The organism is Sphaerisporangium sp. NPDC049457, from assembly GCF_055586705.1.
This window is the reverse complement of sequence record NZ_JBVJHR010000007.1, coordinates 96846-111888: the sequence shown is the minus strand read 5'-3', so window position 1 is coordinate 111888 and position 15043 is coordinate 96846. Positions and strand designations below refer to the sequence as shown.

14 protein-coding genes are annotated in these 15043 nt (G+C 72.4%); 5 read left to right on the top strand and 9 right to left on the bottom strand.

Annotation, left to right across the window (positions count from 1 at the left end; all coding sequences use genetic code 11):
• Positions 1–98: 98 nt before the first annotated feature.
• Positions 99–233 (top strand): hypothetical protein, encoded by a 135-nt coding sequence (locus ACZ6QO_RS12940; RefSeq protein ID WP_465850334.1) that lies wholly within the window; start codon positions 99–101, stop codon positions 231–233.
• Between the two features lie 77 nt (positions 234–310).
• Here ACZ6QO_RS12940 and ACZ6QO_RS12935 read toward each other — a convergent pair whose 3' ends face one another.
• Together ACZ6QO_RS12935 and ACZ6QO_RS12930 are read right to left on the bottom strand one after the other, a co-directional pair.
• The gene (locus tag ACZ6QO_RS12935) at positions 311–1222 is read right to left on the bottom strand and encodes a lysostaphin resistance A-like protein (RefSeq protein WP_465850333.1); all 912 of its coding nucleotides are present in this window, start codon (positions 1220–1222) and stop codon (positions 311–313) included.
• A 53-nt stretch (positions 1223–1275) separates the two neighbouring features.
• Positions 1276–1440, bottom strand: coding sequence for a hypothetical protein (locus ACZ6QO_RS12930; RefSeq protein ID WP_465850332.1), 165 nt, complete (start codon positions 1438–1440; stop codon positions 1276–1278).
• Between the two features lie 325 nt (positions 1441–1765).
• Here ACZ6QO_RS12930 and ACZ6QO_RS12925 point away from each other — a divergent pair, with 325 nt between their 5' ends.
• The 3 genes from ACZ6QO_RS12925 (at position 1766) to ACZ6QO_RS12915 (ending at position 5311) form a co-directional block, all read left to right on the top strand.
• Entirely contained in the window at positions 1766–3163 is a 1398-nt protein-coding gene (locus ACZ6QO_RS12925; RefSeq protein ID WP_465850330.1) for a ricin-type beta-trefoil lectin domain protein, read from the top strand.
• Positions 3164–3274: 111 nt separating this feature from the next.
• Positions 3275–3946: a hypothetical protein gene (locus ACZ6QO_RS12920; RefSeq protein ID WP_465850328.1), complete on the top strand. Its 672-nt coding sequence runs from the start codon at positions 3275–3277 to the stop codon at positions 3944–3946.
• A 120-nt stretch (positions 3947–4066) separates the two neighbouring features.
• Positions 4067–5311, top strand: a complete 1245-nt coding sequence (locus ACZ6QO_RS12915) for an MFS transporter (RefSeq protein ID WP_465850326.1) — start codon at positions 4067–4069, stop codon at positions 5309–5311.
• A gap of 35 nt (positions 5312–5346) precedes the next feature.
• On the opposite strand, the gene ACZ6QO_RS12910 is transcribed toward ACZ6QO_RS12915, so the two are convergent.
• From ACZ6QO_RS12910 to ACZ6QO_RS12890, 5 genes are all read right to left on the bottom strand, one after another.
• Positions 5347–6492 (bottom strand): glycoside hydrolase family 68 protein, encoded by a 1146-nt coding sequence (locus tag ACZ6QO_RS12910; protein WP_465850324.1) that lies wholly within the window; start codon positions 6490–6492, stop codon positions 5347–5349.
• Between the two features lie 163 nt (positions 6493–6655).
• Positions 6656–7546, bottom strand: a complete 891-nt coding sequence (locus ACZ6QO_RS12905) for an ROK family protein (protein ID WP_465850322.1) — start codon at positions 7544–7546, stop codon at positions 6656–6658.
• A 5-nt stretch (positions 7547–7551) separates the two neighbouring features.
• Complete coding sequence (locus ACZ6QO_RS12900; protein ID WP_465850321.1) at positions 7552–8376, bottom strand: carbohydrate ABC transporter permease; 825 nt, start codon at positions 8374–8376, stop codon at positions 7552–7554.
• Positions 8373–9299 (bottom strand): carbohydrate ABC transporter permease, encoded by a 927-nt coding sequence (locus ACZ6QO_RS12895; RefSeq protein WP_465850319.1) that lies wholly within the window; start codon positions 9297–9299, stop codon positions 8373–8375. Before ACZ6QO_RS12895 ends, ACZ6QO_RS12900 begins: the two co-directional genes overlap by 4 nt.
• 8 nt (positions 9300–9307) lie before the next feature.
• Positions 9308–10672, bottom strand: coding sequence for an ABC transporter substrate-binding protein (locus ACZ6QO_RS12890; RefSeq protein WP_465850317.1), 1365 nt, complete (start codon positions 10670–10672; stop codon positions 9308–9310).
• Between the two features lie 146 nt (positions 10673–10818).
• Between ACZ6QO_RS12890 and ACZ6QO_RS12885 the strand changes: the two genes are divergently transcribed.
• Positions 10819–11892, top strand: a complete 1074-nt coding sequence (locus ACZ6QO_RS12885) for a LacI family DNA-binding transcriptional regulator (RefSeq protein ID WP_465850315.1) — start codon at positions 10819–10821, stop codon at positions 11890–11892.
• A gap of 42 nt (positions 11893–11934) precedes the next feature.
• Here ACZ6QO_RS12885 and ACZ6QO_RS12880 read toward each other — a convergent pair whose 3' ends face one another.
• On the bottom strand, positions 11935–12300 hold the full coding sequence (locus ACZ6QO_RS12880) for a DsrE family protein (RefSeq protein WP_465850313.1): 366 nt from the start codon (positions 12298–12300) through the stop codon (positions 11935–11937).
• Positions 12301–12390: 90 nt separating this feature from the next.
• On the bottom strand, positions 12391–14976 hold the full coding sequence (locus ACZ6QO_RS12875) for an ATP-binding protein (RefSeq protein ID WP_465850311.1): 2586 nt from the start codon (positions 14974–14976) through the stop codon (positions 12391–12393).
• Positions 14977–15043 lie beyond the last annotated feature (67 nt).

The following is a 15043-nucleotide window of genomic DNA, read 5'->3' as shown; positions in this document are numbered from 1 at the left end:
CGGATGAAGGATCCAGGCCGTACGGCCGAGTGCGTGGATTACTGTGGCGACCCTGTGAACGAGCCCCTCTACCCGAAGGCCACGCCCGAGATCGCGGCGTGGCGCAAGCGACTCGCCCGGAGGAGATCATGGAGGCGATCCGGGTCGCGGCGGAGATGCGCGCCGGCGGCGCCTACGCGCACTCCACCCTTGCCCTGCACACGTTGAGCGAGCACGCACCAGGCAAGGAGTGATCGGGGCCGGTGCGAGGTGGCGGGACAGGCGAGCGGCCAGACGCGGCACGCAGAGCCGCGACCAGTGAGACAGGCCTTCACTGTCCTGGGTGCTTCGCGGGAGTGAACCGTCCCGTGGCGATCAGGATCACGACGAGCGCGAGCGGCACGATCCACCCGCTCCAGCCGAGGATCGTCGCCTGCGTGGTGTCGACGCGCTCGCCGGCCTCGGCGAAGAGCAGGTAGGTCCCGCCCGCCCCGTTGAACGCCGCATGCGCGAGGGCCGCGGGCCACACCGACCCCGAGCGGAGCCGCAGCCAGCCGAAGACCGCGCCGACCAGGATGCACGTGCCGACCATCGCGGTCACGCCGAGCCAGCCCGGCGCATCCGGGTAGTTGTACCCGAGGAGAATGAGCGGGGCGTGCCAAAGGCCCCAGATCACGCCCGAGATCAGCAAGGCTGGGAGCGTGCCGAGCGGCATCAGTTCGGGCAGCAGCCACCCTCGCCACCCGAGTTCCTCCCCCAGCGCCGGGATGAGGTTGATGAACGCCGCCAAGGGGAGTACGGCGAGCTGGATGACGACGAGCGCGCCGATCGGGATCGGGATTTCGGCCACTCCCGCGGCGCCCGCCTGCTCGTCGAGGACCTGCTGGAACGCGGAGAAGTTCACGAAATCGGCCGGGTAGACCCCCAGCAGCGCGCCGACCGGGAGCGCCACCAGGACGAGCGCGATGGACACGATGATCCCCAGCGCCGCGTAGCCGGCCAGGCTCCGGACCGGTCGCAACGGCCACAGTCCGAGCGTCCGCGTCCTGTGCTGCGGCCGCTCGACGAAGAACACGACGACGAGGGCGGCGATCGCGGGGGTCATCATCGTGGCGGCGGCCACGAGGGTGAAATAAGGGCTGGCGAGTCCGTCACCGAACCAGAGCGGGAGCGCGATGAGCCAGGCGAGCGCGAACGCCAAGGCGGTGAACACACCGATCGATCGCAGTTCGCGGCCGCTCATGCGGGGTCCGCCTCGGGGCGTGGCCGTCTTCGCAAGGCCCGGAGATTCGATGGTCACGGCGTCCGCCTTTCGAGGATGTGCAGACCGGCGATGGTGCGGTCGTCGCGGAACGCGATCCGTGCCGTCAGGCACACGGCCAGCGCCTCCCAGCGGCGGGGGTCCGCGACCCTCTGCCCGCGCGTTCCAGGCGCCCCGGCAGCGGGGACGCCGGTGCTCATCCGGCCTCTCGCCGGCGCCGCGCACGCGGTCCGGCTCTGCCGTACTCCGACCGCACCCCGACGCACCGGCGGTTTCCGATGGTGCGGCCTGGCGACGTGAGGGCCGGGACGCCGATGGCGACGGAGCTCTTGACTACCAGTGGGCGCAGGGCGTTGAATCCCCTTATTAATTAAGAAACCTTCCTAAGAGTTCAGGAGTCTCGTCCGCCCGGACTCCCACGGAAGGGCCGGCCCCGAGGGAGGCGCGGCCTCGCTCCCGTCCCCGCGCAGGACGCAGGACCCGAGGCGCACGCACTCCCCTCGCACGAAGGAAGCGACACCCCCCATGAATCCGGAACACTCCAGCCGTTTCCGCCCCCGCTCCCGAATCCGCACCCGGCTCATCACGGTCGCCGTCGCCGCGACCCTGCCCCTGCTGGCCACCGGCCTGACCCCCGCCTCGGCCGCCACCGGCCAGATCACCGGCTACGGCGGCAAGTGCGTCGACGTGGCGGCGGCCTCCAGCGCCAACGGCACGAAGATCCAGCTGTACACCTGCAACGGCACCAACGCCCAGCAGTGGACCACCGGCTCCGACGGCACCGTCCGCGCCCTCGGCAAGTGCCTGGACGTGGCGGCCGCCTCCAGCGCCAACGGCACCAAGGTCCAGCTCTACGACTGCAACGGCACCGCCGCCCAGATCTGGACCGCCCAGAGCGACGGCACGCTGCGCGCCCTCGGCAAGTGCCTGGACGCCACCGGGCCGAGCTCGGCCGACGGCACCCCGCTGCAGATCTGGGACTGCTACGCGAGCGACAACCAGAGGTGGACCCTGCCCAGCGGCGGCACCACCCCGCCGCCCACCCCCGGCAAGATGGCCGGCGCCCCCTACCTCTACATGGGCTGGGGCAGCCCGCCCAGCGCCACCTCGGTGATGAGCTCCACGGGCGTGAGGTCCTTCACCATGGCCTTCATCCTCTCCGGCGGAGGCTGCACGCCCATGTGGGACGGCTCCCGGCCGCTGACCGGCGGCGTCGACGCCCAGACGATCAACGCGATCAAGGGCGCGGGCGGCAGCGTCCAGGTCTCCTTCGGCGGCTGGTCGGGCAACAAGCTCGGCCCCAACTGCTCCTCCTCCAGCGCCTTCGCCGGCGCCGTGCAGCAGGTCATCAACGCCGTCGGCCCCGCCGTGGTCGACTTCGACATCGAGAACACCGACGAGTTCTCCAACTACACCGTCCAGGACCGCATCCTCGGCGGACTGAAGACCGTCAAGCAGAACAACCCGAACGTCAAGGTGGTGCTCACCTTCGGCACCGGCACCAGCGGCCCGACCGCCGACGGCGTCCGGCTGATCAACCAGTCGCGGGCGATGAACATCCCCATCGACAACTACACGATCATGCCGTTCGACTTCGGCGGCGGCGCCAACATGTACCAGAGCACCGTCAACGCCTCAGAAGGACTGAAGAACGCGCTCAAGAACGCCTGGGGCTGGACCGACGCGCAGGCTTACGCGCACATGGGCATCTCGGGCATGAACGGGCTGTCCGACCAGCAGGAGGTCACCACCACCGGCACCTGGACCCAGATCCGCGACTGGGCCAGGTCCAAGGGCCTCACCCGCCTGGCCTTCTGGTCGGTCAACCGCGACCGCCCCTGCCCCGGCGGCGGCGTCAGCGAGACCTGCAGCGGCGTCTCCCAGAACAACTGGGACTTCACCCGCATCACCGCAGGATTCTGACCCGTCCCCACCAGGCCGCCGCCGTCACCGGCACCCCCGGCGGCGGCGGCCGCCTCCGGCCGGTCACCACCGGCCGGCCTTGCACTCGCGCCGTGTAGGACCATGGGGAGCGTGAACTTCGTCCTGGCCGTCTGGCACGAACCCGAGCCGATCACCAAGCTGCGAGCGAAGGAGATCTTCGCGGCCCTCGGCGGCGGCGAAAGCGCCGCACCCGCCGCACCGCACCAGGACGCCCCCAGTGCGCCGCGACCGCTCACGGGCGCCGCGGCGTCGATCCGGCCGCACCCGGGCGTCGCCGCGTTCGCCGAGCGGCTGCCCGAGGCCGTGCGGGTCTCCCCCGCCCATGCCCTGGTCGTCGTGGACCTGGAGCGGTCCGACGAGGTCGCGGGCGCCGCGTTCGCGCTCGCCAGGCAGTGCCAGCTGGTCTGCTACGACCCCCAGCGCGAGCTGGTGCACAACCTCGGGCCACGGGGCGCCCACCGCGAGATGCAGTTGCACACCGGCGACGGCCTGGTCATCGCCGACCCCGACCTCGGCCTGGTCTCCGACGCGCTCGCCACCTTGTCCGCCGAGAACCCCTTCGCCGCGCTGGTCGTCTTCGGCCGGCACTTCATCCAGGTCTCCCCCGAGCCGGGCGGCTACGAGCTGGAGTACAAGGACAGCGTGGCGAACGTGCTGTCACGCACGCACGTCGCCGGCCTGCGAGCCGTCCAGGACGCCTTCGCCGAATACGCCACCGACGACCGGGCCTTCCTCGAACGCCACGAATGGCACCGCGCCTGACCGAGCGGGTGCGGGCGAACCGGCGGCACCGATCATCGAGTTGGTCCCCTGGTACGGCGCGCGCTTTGATGCTCCCGATCGCGGGTTGGTCGTGCGAGTGAGTGGCGAGGAGCGTCGGGCATGCGGAGCGGGCACCGGTTGGGACGGCGGTTCGGGTGGCTGTGGGGGGCGTACGGGACCAGCGCGCTCGGCACGTGGCTCGCCTTCGGCGCGTTCCCGCTGATCGCGATCCAGGCGTTGCACGCCGGGCCGGCCGAGGTCGCGGCGTTGTCCTCGGTGGGGGCCTTGGCGGGCGCGGCCGTGGCGGTGCCGCTCGGCCCGTGGGTGGAATTCCGCCGCAAGCGGCCGGTGCTGATCGGAATGGACCTGGTGCGGTTCGCGGCGCTGCTGACGATCCCCGCCGCATTCGCGTTCGGCGTGCTCTCCTTCGTCCAGCTCCTGCTGGTCTCGGTCGTCGTCGCGGCGGCCGACATCTGCTTCCGCGCCGCCTCCGGCGCGTACCTGAAGACGCTGCTGCCGGCCGAGCAGCTGCTCGTCGCCAACGCCCGCTTGGAGTCGACGGCCTGGACGACCACGGTCATCGGGCCGCCGCTGGGCGGCGCCGCGATCGGGCTTCTCGGCCCGGTGGCGACGGTGGCGGCCGACGCGGTCAGCTACCTGCTGTCGGCCCTGGGCATCCGCGCGGCGGGCGGCCGGGAGCCGCGGCCCGAGCGCCGCCAGGCCGCGCGCATGCGGGCCGGTGACCTGCTCGACGGCTGGCGGCACATCCTCGCCGACGCGACGCTGCGCCCGCTGTTCTTCAACACGGCCTTGTTCAACGGCCTGGTGATGGCCGCCGACGCGCTGCTGGCCGTCCTGATGCTCGGCCGGCTCGGGTTCGCACCGTGGCAGTACGGGCTCGCCTTCGCCGCGCCCGCGATCGGCGGGCTGCTCGGTTCGCGACTGGCCCGGCCGCTCGTCACCCGGTTCGGGCAGCGCCGGGTTCTCGTCATGGCGGGGACGCTGCGCGCGATCTGGCCCGTCGGGCTCGTCTTCCTGAGGCCGGGCACCGGAGGGCTGCTGCTGGTGATGGGCGTCGAGCTCGGGCTGATCTTCTGCTGCGGGGTCTTCAACCCCGTCTGCGCCACCTACCGCCTCGAACGCACCGCGCCCGACCGGGCCGCCCGCACGCTGTCCGCCTGGGCGGTGACGACCAAGGCCTCGACCGCGCTCCTGACGGCCGGGTGGGGCGTGCTGGGCGGCCTGCTCGGCCCGCGCACGGCCATCGGCCTGGCCGGCGCGCTCCTGCTGGCTACTCCGCTGCTGCTCCTCCGGAGGCCTTCTAGATTTTTTGTTCTTGGTCGGGGTAAGAGAAATTTTTACTAAGACATGGCCTTTACAAAGTATGTCCGTTATGGGACTTAGTGGGCGGCGGCGCCGATCGGGGTGATGGACGTTGTCGTGCCGTTCAGGGCGAGCTGGAGCATCGGCGCCACCGTGCCGCCGAACCCGGCTCGTGCCTGCGCGGCCTCCGCGAAGCGCGGGTCCGCTCCCTGCAAGGAGCGGTAGTTGGCGAAGCCGACCACGCGGAGGTCCGGCAGCACCCACCACGCGTAGGCCTGGTCGGGCTCGGAGGAAGGGTTCCGCAGCACGAGCCCGGATCCGTTGAGCGGCTCGTACGGTCCGGTCAGGCTCGGCGCGGCGAAGCCGTACAACCCGGTGGGCGCACGGCCGGCCGGATGGAAGTTGTGACGCTGGGTGGAGAAGAACAGGTAGTACCAGGAGTCGTGCACGACGACGTGCGGCCGTTCGAGTTCGTGGTTGACGCCTTCGGCGACGATCAGGGGCGCGAGCAGCGACCAGGCGCCGGCCCGTGACCCGGCCAGGGCGATCGCGCCGGTGAAGCCGTCCTCCCAGGCCACGGACGCGGCGACGAGCAGGTGGTCGCGCCCGTCGGCCGGGTCGCGGAACCAGCCGGGGTCACGGAACGCCCTGATACGGCCCGGCGCCCCCTCGACCTCGTCGGCCGGCAGGTACATCCGGCCGTCGGAGCGCAGCACCTCCCGATGCTCGGCGTCCCGCCGCGGCACGATCCGCCCGCCGTCGGCGACCAGGGTGAGGCGGGCCTCGACGACGCTCTGCCGGAACGTCGGGCGCGCCTCGCCGCGCCGTCCCGCGGCCGTGTAGAACACCGACACGGTGCCGCCGGGCCGGCGGACCGCCGAACCCGACCATTCACGGCTGCCGGGCGAGGCGCCGTCGGCGAAGGCGTCCCCCAGGTCGTGCCACTGCTCGCCGTCCTTGCCGAGCAAGCGGATCCGCGCCCGGTCGTGGCGCTCTTCCGGATGCCCGGCGGCGGGCGCCGACAGGGCCATCCACAGCTCCCGGCCGCCGATCACGCTCGTGGCGCCGTCCTCCTCCTGGACCGGCCACAGGTCCCACAGATCGTGGCCGGGCAGGATCCGCGGCAGGGACGGCGGATCGATGACGGGCGCCGTGACGGCGCTCGTCTCGGCGAGCAGGTCGAGATGCCGGCGGGTCCAGTACGCCGGTCGGCCACCGCTCACGCGGCGCCCTGCCCGCGACGGAGAACCCCGGGGCGTCGCTGGAGCGCGGTGGGTCCGGTCGCCGTTGCGCCTGGGGCGCCTGACCGTCCTCGGGACAGCATGGATGACCTCTTCTCTCAACTGGTGGATGTGGTCCGGCCGCAGGGTGCGCCGGGCCCGCCGGTCAGGCGGGGCGGCGCATCGCGAGTTCGACGGCGCCCGCGATCCCGGAGTGGTCGCCGAGCCCGGGACCGACCACGTACTCGTCCATGGCGGCCCGGCCGGTCAGCGCCGGTGCCGCCGGATAGCCCGCGGCGAGGTCGAACGCGCGCGCCCGGACGCGCGCCATCAGCCCGGCGCGCTTGGCGACGCCGCCGCCGATGATGATCCGCTCGGGTGACAGCGCGTAGGTCAGGTTCATGACGGCGTGGGCGAGGTACTCGGCCTCCAGCTCCCACGCCGCCGGGTCGTCGAGGTCCTCGGCACGCCGTCCCCACCGCCGGAACATCGCCTCGCCGGAGGCGAGCCCTTCCAGGCAGTCACCGTGGAAGGGGCAACTGCCCGCGAACGCGTCCCGGGCCCGGTCGTGCGGGACGCGGACGTGCCCGAACTCCGGGTGGGACAGGCCGTGCAGCAGCCGGCCGTGCACCACGGCTCCCACGCCGATGCCGGTGCCCACGGTCATGTAGGCGGCCGTCTCCAGCCCTCGCGCCGCGCCGTGCCGCCACTCCCCCAGCGCGGCGGCGTTCACGTCGGTGTCCAGCGCGACGGGGACGCCCAGCGCGGCGCGCAGCGGGGAGACGACGTCGGTGTGCGCCCAGCCGGGTTTGGGGGTGACGGTGATGTGGCCGTACGCCGGCGAGCCGGTCCGCAGTTCGAGGGGGCCGAAGCTGCCCACGCCGATCGCGGTGAGCGTCCGGTGGTCCTGGAAGAACCGTACGGCGCCCGCGATGGTCGCCTCCGGCGTGGTGGTCGCGATCACCTTCGTGGTGAGGATCGCTCCGCCGGCGTCGGCGACCGCGCACACCCACTTGGTGCCGCCCGCCTCGATCCCGCCGTAGACCGGTGCGCTCATCGCCGTCATCCCTTCAGTGAACCCTGCAGCAGGGCCTTGACGAAGTGACGCTGGAAGATCAGGAAGATCAGGAGCGTGGGGGTCAGGATCAGCAGCGATCCGGCGCAGAGCAGCGGGATGTCGGTGCCCCACTGGCCCTGGAAGGCGCCCAGGGCGCCGGCCATGGTGCGTTTCAGCGGGTCGTCGACCAGGACGATGGCCAGCAGGAACTGGTTCCAGGTCCACAGGAACAGCAGGATGCCCAGCGACGAGATCGCCGGCATGGCCAGGGGGACGTGGATGCGGCGGAACAGCTGCCACACGTTGGCGCCGTCCATCCGCGCGCTCTCGGACAGCTCGGCGGGCATGTTGACGAAGTGGGCCCGCATCCAGAAGACGCTGAACGGCATGAACAGGCCGATGAGCGGCAGGATGATGGCCCAGCGCGTGTTGAGGAGCCCCATGTCGCGGATCTGGTAGTACAGCGGCGTGATGATGCCCTCGAACGGGAGGGTCAGGCCGAGCACGAACAGCAGGAAGATCACGCGTCCGCCGATGACGCGCAGGTGGCCGACGGCGAAGCCGGCCATCGTGCCCAGCAGGATCGAGATCGGGACCACGCCCAGCACGATGAGGACGCTCGACTTCAGCAGCTCCCCCATGTGCGCCGCCTCGAAGGCCAGCAGGAAGTTGCCCCACTGCGGGTCGTCCGGCCAGGCCAGTCCGGCGGGGTAGGAGCCCGAGCGGTGCAGGGCGGTGACGAACAGGCTGAGGAACGGCAGCAGCGTGACCGCCATCATGACGATGAGCAGGAGCCTGCCGGTCCAGGCCTCCCCCCGCGCGGTGATCATCGGTTGCCGTCCTTAGCGAACCACTGGATGGGCAGGGCGCACGCGACCACCAGGATCATGAGCACCATGGCCAGGGCCGAGGCCAGGCCGACCTCTCGTTCGAAGAAGGCCAGGTAGAAGATCTGCAGGCCGGGGACCATGGTCGTGTTGCCGGGCCCGCCCTGGGTGGAGATGTAGATGATGTCGAAGCTGGCCAGGGCCGCGATCACGGTCACGGTGACGCAGACCGCGATCTCCTGGCGCAGGCTCGGGACCGTGATCGAGACGAACTCCCGCCACGGCCCGGCGCCGTCGAGCCGGGCGGCCTCGTACAGCGCCGGGTCGATCTTGCTCATGCCCGCCAGCAGCAGCAGCGTGCACAGCCCGAGCAGCACCCACGCCCCGATCATGCCGACCGCCGGCAGCGCGGTGCCGAAGTCGCCGAGCCACGCGCGGGTCACCCCGCCGAGGCCGACGAGCGAGAGAAGCTGGTTGATCACTCCGGTGGAGGCCAGCAGCCAGCTCCACGCGATGCCGGCGGCCACCAGCGGGATGACCTGCGGCAGGAACAGCACCGTCCGGGCCACCAGGGCGAGCCGGCTCGCCGCGATGCGCCTGATCGTCGCGGCGATCGCCAGGCCCAGCACGACCGGGATCGCGCTGAAGAACACGATCAGCTTGACGGCGTTGAGCAGCGAGTCGAACAGGTCCGGGTCGGTGAAGACCTTGCCGTAGTTGGCCAGGCCCACCCAGGTGGAGGCGCCGATGCCGTTCCACTCGTACAGCGAGTACTGTGCCGTCACGGCGATCGGGCGCAGGACGAACACCGCGTAGAACAGCAGCGCCGGGGCGACGAACAGCCAGCCGACCAGGCCGCGCGGGCCGCGCAACCTGGTCGCGACCGGCCGCCGGCGCGCCGATCGGGCGCCGGCCGGGCGGGTCATCAAATCGCTCAGTTCCCTTCGAGCTGGCCGGCGTAGTCGGCCTGGACCGTCTTCAGCAGCTCCTGCGGGGTCTGCTGGCCGGCCACCAGCTTCTGCAGCTGCGGCGTCCAGCTCTTGGCGTAGATGGCGCCGGTGGCGTTGGCGATGAAGTCCATCGCGCCATTGTCCTTGGCGATGTCGGCCCCGGCGGCCAGAGTGCTCGCGGTGACCGTGTCGGAGGCGACGGCCGGCATGTACGCGTCGGCCGGTCCCATCGGCCGCGACCCGCCGACCTCGACGCCGATCTCGCGGGCCCGCTTGTCGGTGGCCACCCAGTTGAGGAAGAAGGCGGCGCAGTCGGCGTTCTTGGCCCTCGCGGCGATGCCGAAGGTGAGCGGCGCCGACATCGCGGCCCGCTTGCCGCCCTGCTGCGCCGGCGGCATCAACATGAAGCCGGCGCCGCCCGGCATCTCCTTGTCGAGTCTGCCCGACTCCCAGTCGCCGTCGAACATGAACAGGCCCTGGCCGTCGATGAAGCGGCTCATCATGGTCGCGTAGTCGACCGCGTTGACGTCCTTCTGGAAGTAGCCCGCCTTGATCCACTTCTCCAGGTGCCGGGTGGCCTGCAGGTTCGACGGGGTGTCGATGGTGGCGCCGGGCTTCTGGAAGATCCAGTCGTTGATCGGGCCGGACGGGCCGTAGGAGGCCATGAGGTTCTGCAGCGGGAACGCCAGGCCGCCGGTGGCGCCGCCGTTGAACTGCACGATGGGCGTGATGCCCGCGCTCTTGGCCTTGGCCAGCGCGTCGTCCAGCTCCGCCAGCGTGGCGGGCGGCGCGGACATCCCGATCTTGTCGGCGAGTTTCTTGTTGTAGAAGACGCCGGTCATGCTGGTGTTGAGCCCCATGGCGTACAGCGAGCCCTCGCCGCGCGGCCGCCCGCCCGGGCCGAGGCGCAGCTGCTCCAGCTGCGAGGCCGGCCACTTGTCCCAGCCGAACGCGGTCGCATAGCCGTCCAGGTTCTTCAGCAGGTCGTCCTTGACCAGCTCGGAGACCTGCGGCAGGCGCATCAGGTCGGGCGGGTTGTCCGCCAGCACGCGCGGGGCGTTCTGCGTGATCACCGCGAACTGGTCCTCGCGGACGTTCCAGGTGACGTTCGGGTGCTGCTTGGTGAACTCGGTGGTCAGCGTCTTGGGCAGCGGGAAGCCGGTCTCGAAGTAGCCGTTGAGCGTGATCGGCGCCGTGCCGCAGGTGGGCGCCGCGGACACCGACGAGGTGCCGGTGGCCTGGGGTTGCGGGTCGTTGTCACTGCCGGGAGCCGCGCAGGCGGCGGCCAGCGTCCCCATGGCGATCACAAGCACGGCCCCGGACCTGCCGGGGCGACCTCGACGAGCCATGTTGCATCTCCTCTGCTGCCTGGGACGACCGGCACGGGGCTGACGTCCCGACCTTTTGCTAAATCGGGTTAGCGCCCGATAGTCTCACCATGCGCGTCGCAGGATGTCAACCCTCCGTAACACACTCTTGACGATCGGAGCCCTGGGTGAGCACACGACGGGTCACGCTGGCCGATGTGGCCAAGGCCGCGGGTGTCTCCCGGCCGACCGCCTCGCTGGTGCTGTCCGGCCGCGGCCGTGAGCTGCGCATCTCTCAGGACGTCGAGCAGCGGGTGCTGGCGGCGGCCGCCGAGCTTCAGTACCGGCCCAACATCGTCTCGGTGGGCCTGCGCACGGGCACCTCGCGGACGATCGGCTTCGTCTCCGACACCGTCGCCACCTCGCGGCTGGCCGGCGACATGATCAAGGGAGCGCTGGAGGCCGCCCGGGACCGCGGGTTCATGTTGTTCATCGGCGAGACCGAGGGCGACGCGGAGCTCGAGCGCCTGCTGCTGCAGGCCATGCACGACCGCCAGGTGGACGGCCTCATCCTGGCCTCGATGTTCACCAGGACCATCAAGGTGCCCAAAGGCATCACGGCGTCGCCCGCCGTGCTGCTCAACGCGCTGTCCAAGGGGCCCGCCGTCCTGCCCGCCGTCCTGCCCGACGAGGTCCAGGCCGGTCGCCTCGCCGCCCAGGTCCTGCTGGACGCCGGCCACCGCGACGGCATCTACCTGATCGGCGTCGGCCCGAGCCTGCGCGAGGTGCGGTCGGAGAGCGTCGCGGCCGGGGAACGGCTCGTCGGCATCCGCGCGGCGTTCAGCGAGGCGGGGGTCAAGGTGGCGGGCGGCCGCAGGTGCCCCGACTGGCAGCCCGAGTACGGCCTCGCCGCGACGCGCGACCTGCTGGAGACCGTACGGCCGCGCGCGCTGATCTGCTTCAACGACCGGATCGCCATGGGCGCCTACCAGGCACTCGACGACTTCGGGCTCAAGGTGCCCGCGGACGTCTCCGTCGTCTCCTTCGACGACCACCCCGTCGCCTCATGGATGCGGCCCAAGCTCACCACCGTGGCGCTGCCCCACTACGAGCTGGGCCGCAAGGCCGTCGACGTGCTGTTCACCGAGATCGACCGCGACCCCGCGGACACCGGCCGGACCGGCGAGGTGCACCGGGTGCCGATGCCGCTGCGGAGCCGCGAATCGGTCTCGCCGTCGCTCACCGCCGGGTCCCCCGGCTGAACGCCCCCGGGTGGTTTCCGTCCGGCCGGCGGCCGGGTCGCGTCAGTAGCTGAAGGTGGTCGCGCCCTCATCGCCGATCCACTGCCACATGGGGACGGTGCCGCCCAGTTCCGCGCCCTCGATGAGCCGCCCCTTGTCGAGTTTGCGGGCCTCGAAACAGATCGGGCAGACCAGGTAGCGTCCGCCCGCCTTGGCGTACCGGGCGGCGAGGTCGGCCAGTGGAGGGCAGCCCTCACAGGCGACGGCGGTGGCGACGCCTTCCAGTGCCAGCCGCGCCGCCTCCTTGGTGAGGAACATGAGCGTGGGACGCCCCTGCTCGGCGGCGCCGACCGCGACCAGGAACGCCACCGTGACCCGCTCGGTGTCCTCCAGCCCGGTCGTCAGACTGACGACGGCCTTTCCAGCCATGATCTCTCCTGTTCTTCCTGCCAATGGAGAATGAGGGATTCGTGGGGAACGGTAGGTCGCCGGCAGTGCGCGGCGATTGGGGAGTTCTCCCTAATTTGCGGGAGGACGCACCAGGTTCAGCCGGCGGGCCACGGCGGCCGCCTGGCCGCGGCCGGCCACGCCGAGCTTGCCCAGCACCGCCGAGACGTGGTGGTCGACGGTCTTGGCCGACAGCGACAGCCGCGCGGCGATCTCGCCGTTGGACAGCCCTTCGGCCAGCAGCGCGAGCACTTCCGCCTGGCGTGGCGTCAGGCCGGCCGCGTTGGCGGCCGTCGCCCGGCGGGGGCCGCGCGGCAGCCGGGTGAATCCCCGCCTTCTCAGCTCGGCCCGCAGCCGCTCCGCCGCCCGCGTGGCCCCCAGCTCGTGCAGGACGCGCAACGCCTCGGCCGCCGCGTCCCGGTCACCGCCCGCCAGCGCTTCGACGCGCCCGTACGCGGCGCCGCGCCGGGACCACTCGGCGGCCGCGCCCGCCCAGTCGCCGTCGATCATCATCCGGTACGGCGGCGGCACCTGGTCAGGGACGCCGGTTCCGCCGGCCCGCCACAGCCGGTAGGCCAGCTCGCCGATGTGGTGGGTGCCGCCCGCCGCGACGGCCAGGTCAAGGCCGTGCCGGGCCTGTTCGGCGGCGCGCCGGGCGTCGCCGAACAGCAGGAAGCACTCCGACCTGGCCGCCGCCACCGGGCAGACCCGCTGCGCCTCACCGGTGCGTTCGGCCTGGCGGGCCGCCTCCTCCAGCGTGGCCATCGCCTCGGGCTCGCCGCGAGCCGCCTGGATGCGGCCCCGGGCGATCAGCGCGGGCACCACGGCGACGCCGGCCCGGGCAGGCCGGCCCAGCGCCGCCTCGGCGTCGGCCAGCGCGCCGGTCCAGTCGCAGCGGGCCAGCCGCACCCCCGCCCGCACCCCGAGCAGATACTGGACGTAGCCGTCGAGGTCCTGCCCGGTGGCGTAGGCCAGCGCCCGCTCGACCGCCGGGACGGCGGCCTCGTACTCGGCCGTCTCGACCAGCGAGGTGGCCAGGTTGACCAGCGCCCGGGCGGCGTGGTCGGCCAATCCCAGGGACGAGGCCCGCTCGTGCGCCTCCCGCAGCGCCGCGGCCGCGCCTTCGTCGCCGTCCTTCAGCCGGGCGGTGCTCACGTTGACGGCGGCGTGGACGGAGGTCTCGGCGTCTCCCAGCCGGTCGGCCAGGCTCCGTGCCCGCTCCCCCCACGCGACCGCGGCCTCGAACTCGCCCGCCAGCATGTGCAGCTGCGATCGGTTGCTGTAGGCCATCGCCAGCCGCCGCCCCGGCGGGCCGGCGGCCAGGACCGCCACCGCACGGGCCGCCGCCTCCCGGGCCTCTCCCGCGCGCCCGGCCCACCATGCCAGCCGGGAGATCCAGCGCAGGTTCTCCCCCACCTGTTCGGGCTGGCGCAAATCCTCCCGTACGGCCAGCGCCGCCCGCCGGGCCCGCAGCCCTTCTTCGGCCTGCCCTGCGAGGTAGGCCTGCAACGCGTACGCCTCCAGCAGCTCGGCCCGCTGAAGGTCGGGCAGCCGGTCGGCGTGTGCCGCCGCGGCGCGGTAATGCGCGGCCGCCTCCCGATGCGCGCCCTGCCGGGCCGCGCCGGCCCCCGCCAGCCGCCCGTACCGCAGGACCGCGGCGTCGTCCCCCGCGTGCAGGGCGTGGTGGACCAGGCGGCCGGGGTCGACCCCGGCGACACCTGCCAGTATGTCCAGCGCCCGCCGGTGCAGGGCGGCGCGCCGCGCGGGCGGCAGCGCGTCCTCCACCGCGCTGCGCAGCAGCTCGTGACGGAACGACACGCCGTCGCCGGAGGCCACGAGCACTCCGGCGTCGACGCACACGTCGACCAGGTCCGGGGCGTGGGCCATGACGGCGGCGTCGGCGCGGGTGGGGATGACCGCCACCAGCCGGGCCAGTTCCCGGGCGGGCCGCGGCAGGGCCCGCAGCCGGTCCAGGATGAGATCCTGCACGGTGGCCGGCGCCGCCGGCCCGCCGGCCTTGAGCAACTCGGTCATCAGCAGCGGGTTGCCGCCGGTCAGCCGGTGGACCTGCCGTGGATCCCGGCCTGCCAGGCGCGCCCGCTCGGCCACGCACTCCTGCGACAGCGGCGGCAGCGACACGCGCCGCACGATGGCGCTGGGCAGAGCGGCCAGGGCGCCGCGCAGCGGATGCTCGGCGCCCACCTCGTCGTCACGGTAGGTCACCACGAACAGGGCCGGCACGCGGCCGATCCGCCGGCCCGACCAGACCAGCCAGTCGAGGGTGGCCTCATCGGCCCAGTGGGCGTCCTCCACCACGACGACCGGGCGGGGCCGCCGCGCGTGGCCGGAAAGCTCGTCGAAGAACGCTGCGAAGATCTCCTCCCGCGCGGCGCCGGAGCTCAACCGGTCGGCCAGCGCGCCTCCGGCCCGGCGGCCGATGTCATGCAGGGGTCCTAGCGCGCGTGGCGTGATCAACCGGTCGCAACCGCCCCAGAGCACCCGGGCCGCCGGGCCGCAGCGCCGGGCGAACTCGGTCACGAGCGCGGACTTGCCGATGCCCGCCTCGCCGGCCACGACCGCCACGCGCCCGCCGCGGGCGCTCTCGCGCAGAAGATCGCCGAGGAGGTCCAGCGTCGCCGAACGCTCCCACAGTTCCATCGACCTGATGCTAGACCCGCATCGGCGCGACGGGGGCGACGGTCGCGCACGATCACCGTAGGCGCCG

Excerpts from the sequence above, each read along its gene's own strand:
- ACZ6QO_RS12875 (WP_465850311.1), bottom strand. The coding sequence starts at position 14,976 with ATGGAACTGTGGGAGCGTTCGGCGACGCTGGACCTCCTCGGCGATCTT.
- ACZ6QO_RS12935 (WP_465850333.1), bottom strand. The coding sequence starts at position 1,222 with ATGAGCGGCCGCGAACTGCGATCGATCGGTGTGTTCACCGCCTTGGCG.
- ACZ6QO_RS12900 (WP_465850321.1), bottom strand. The coding sequence starts at position 8,376 with ATGATCACCGCGCGGGGGGAGGCCTGGACCGGCAGGCTCCTGCTCATC.
- ACZ6QO_RS12930 (WP_465850332.1), bottom strand. The coding sequence starts at position 1,440 with ATGAGCACCGGCGTCCCCGCTGCCGGGGCGCCTGGAACGCGCGGGCAG.
- ACZ6QO_RS12915 (WP_465850326.1), top strand. The coding sequence starts at position 4,067 with ATGCGGAGCGGGCACCGGTTGGGACGGCGGTTCGGGTGGCTGTGGGGG.
- ACZ6QO_RS12895 (WP_465850319.1), bottom strand. The coding sequence starts at position 9,299 with ATGACCCGCCCGGCCGGCGCCCGATCGGCGCGCCGGCGGCCGGTCGCG.
- ACZ6QO_RS12890 (WP_465850317.1), bottom strand. The coding sequence starts at position 10,672 with ATGGCTCGTCGAGGTCGCCCCGGCAGGTCCGGGGCCGTGCTTGTGATC.
- ACZ6QO_RS12880 (WP_465850313.1), bottom strand. The coding sequence starts at position 12,300 with ATGGCTGGAAAGGCCGTCGTCAGTCTGACGACCGGGCTGGAGGACACC.
- ACZ6QO_RS12905 (WP_465850322.1), bottom strand. The coding sequence starts at position 7,546 with ATGAGCGCACCGGTCTACGGCGGGATCGAGGCGGGCGGCACCAAGTGG.
- ACZ6QO_RS12925 (WP_465850330.1), top strand. The coding sequence starts at position 1,766 with ATGAATCCGGAACACTCCAGCCGTTTCCGCCCCCGCTCCCGAATCCGC.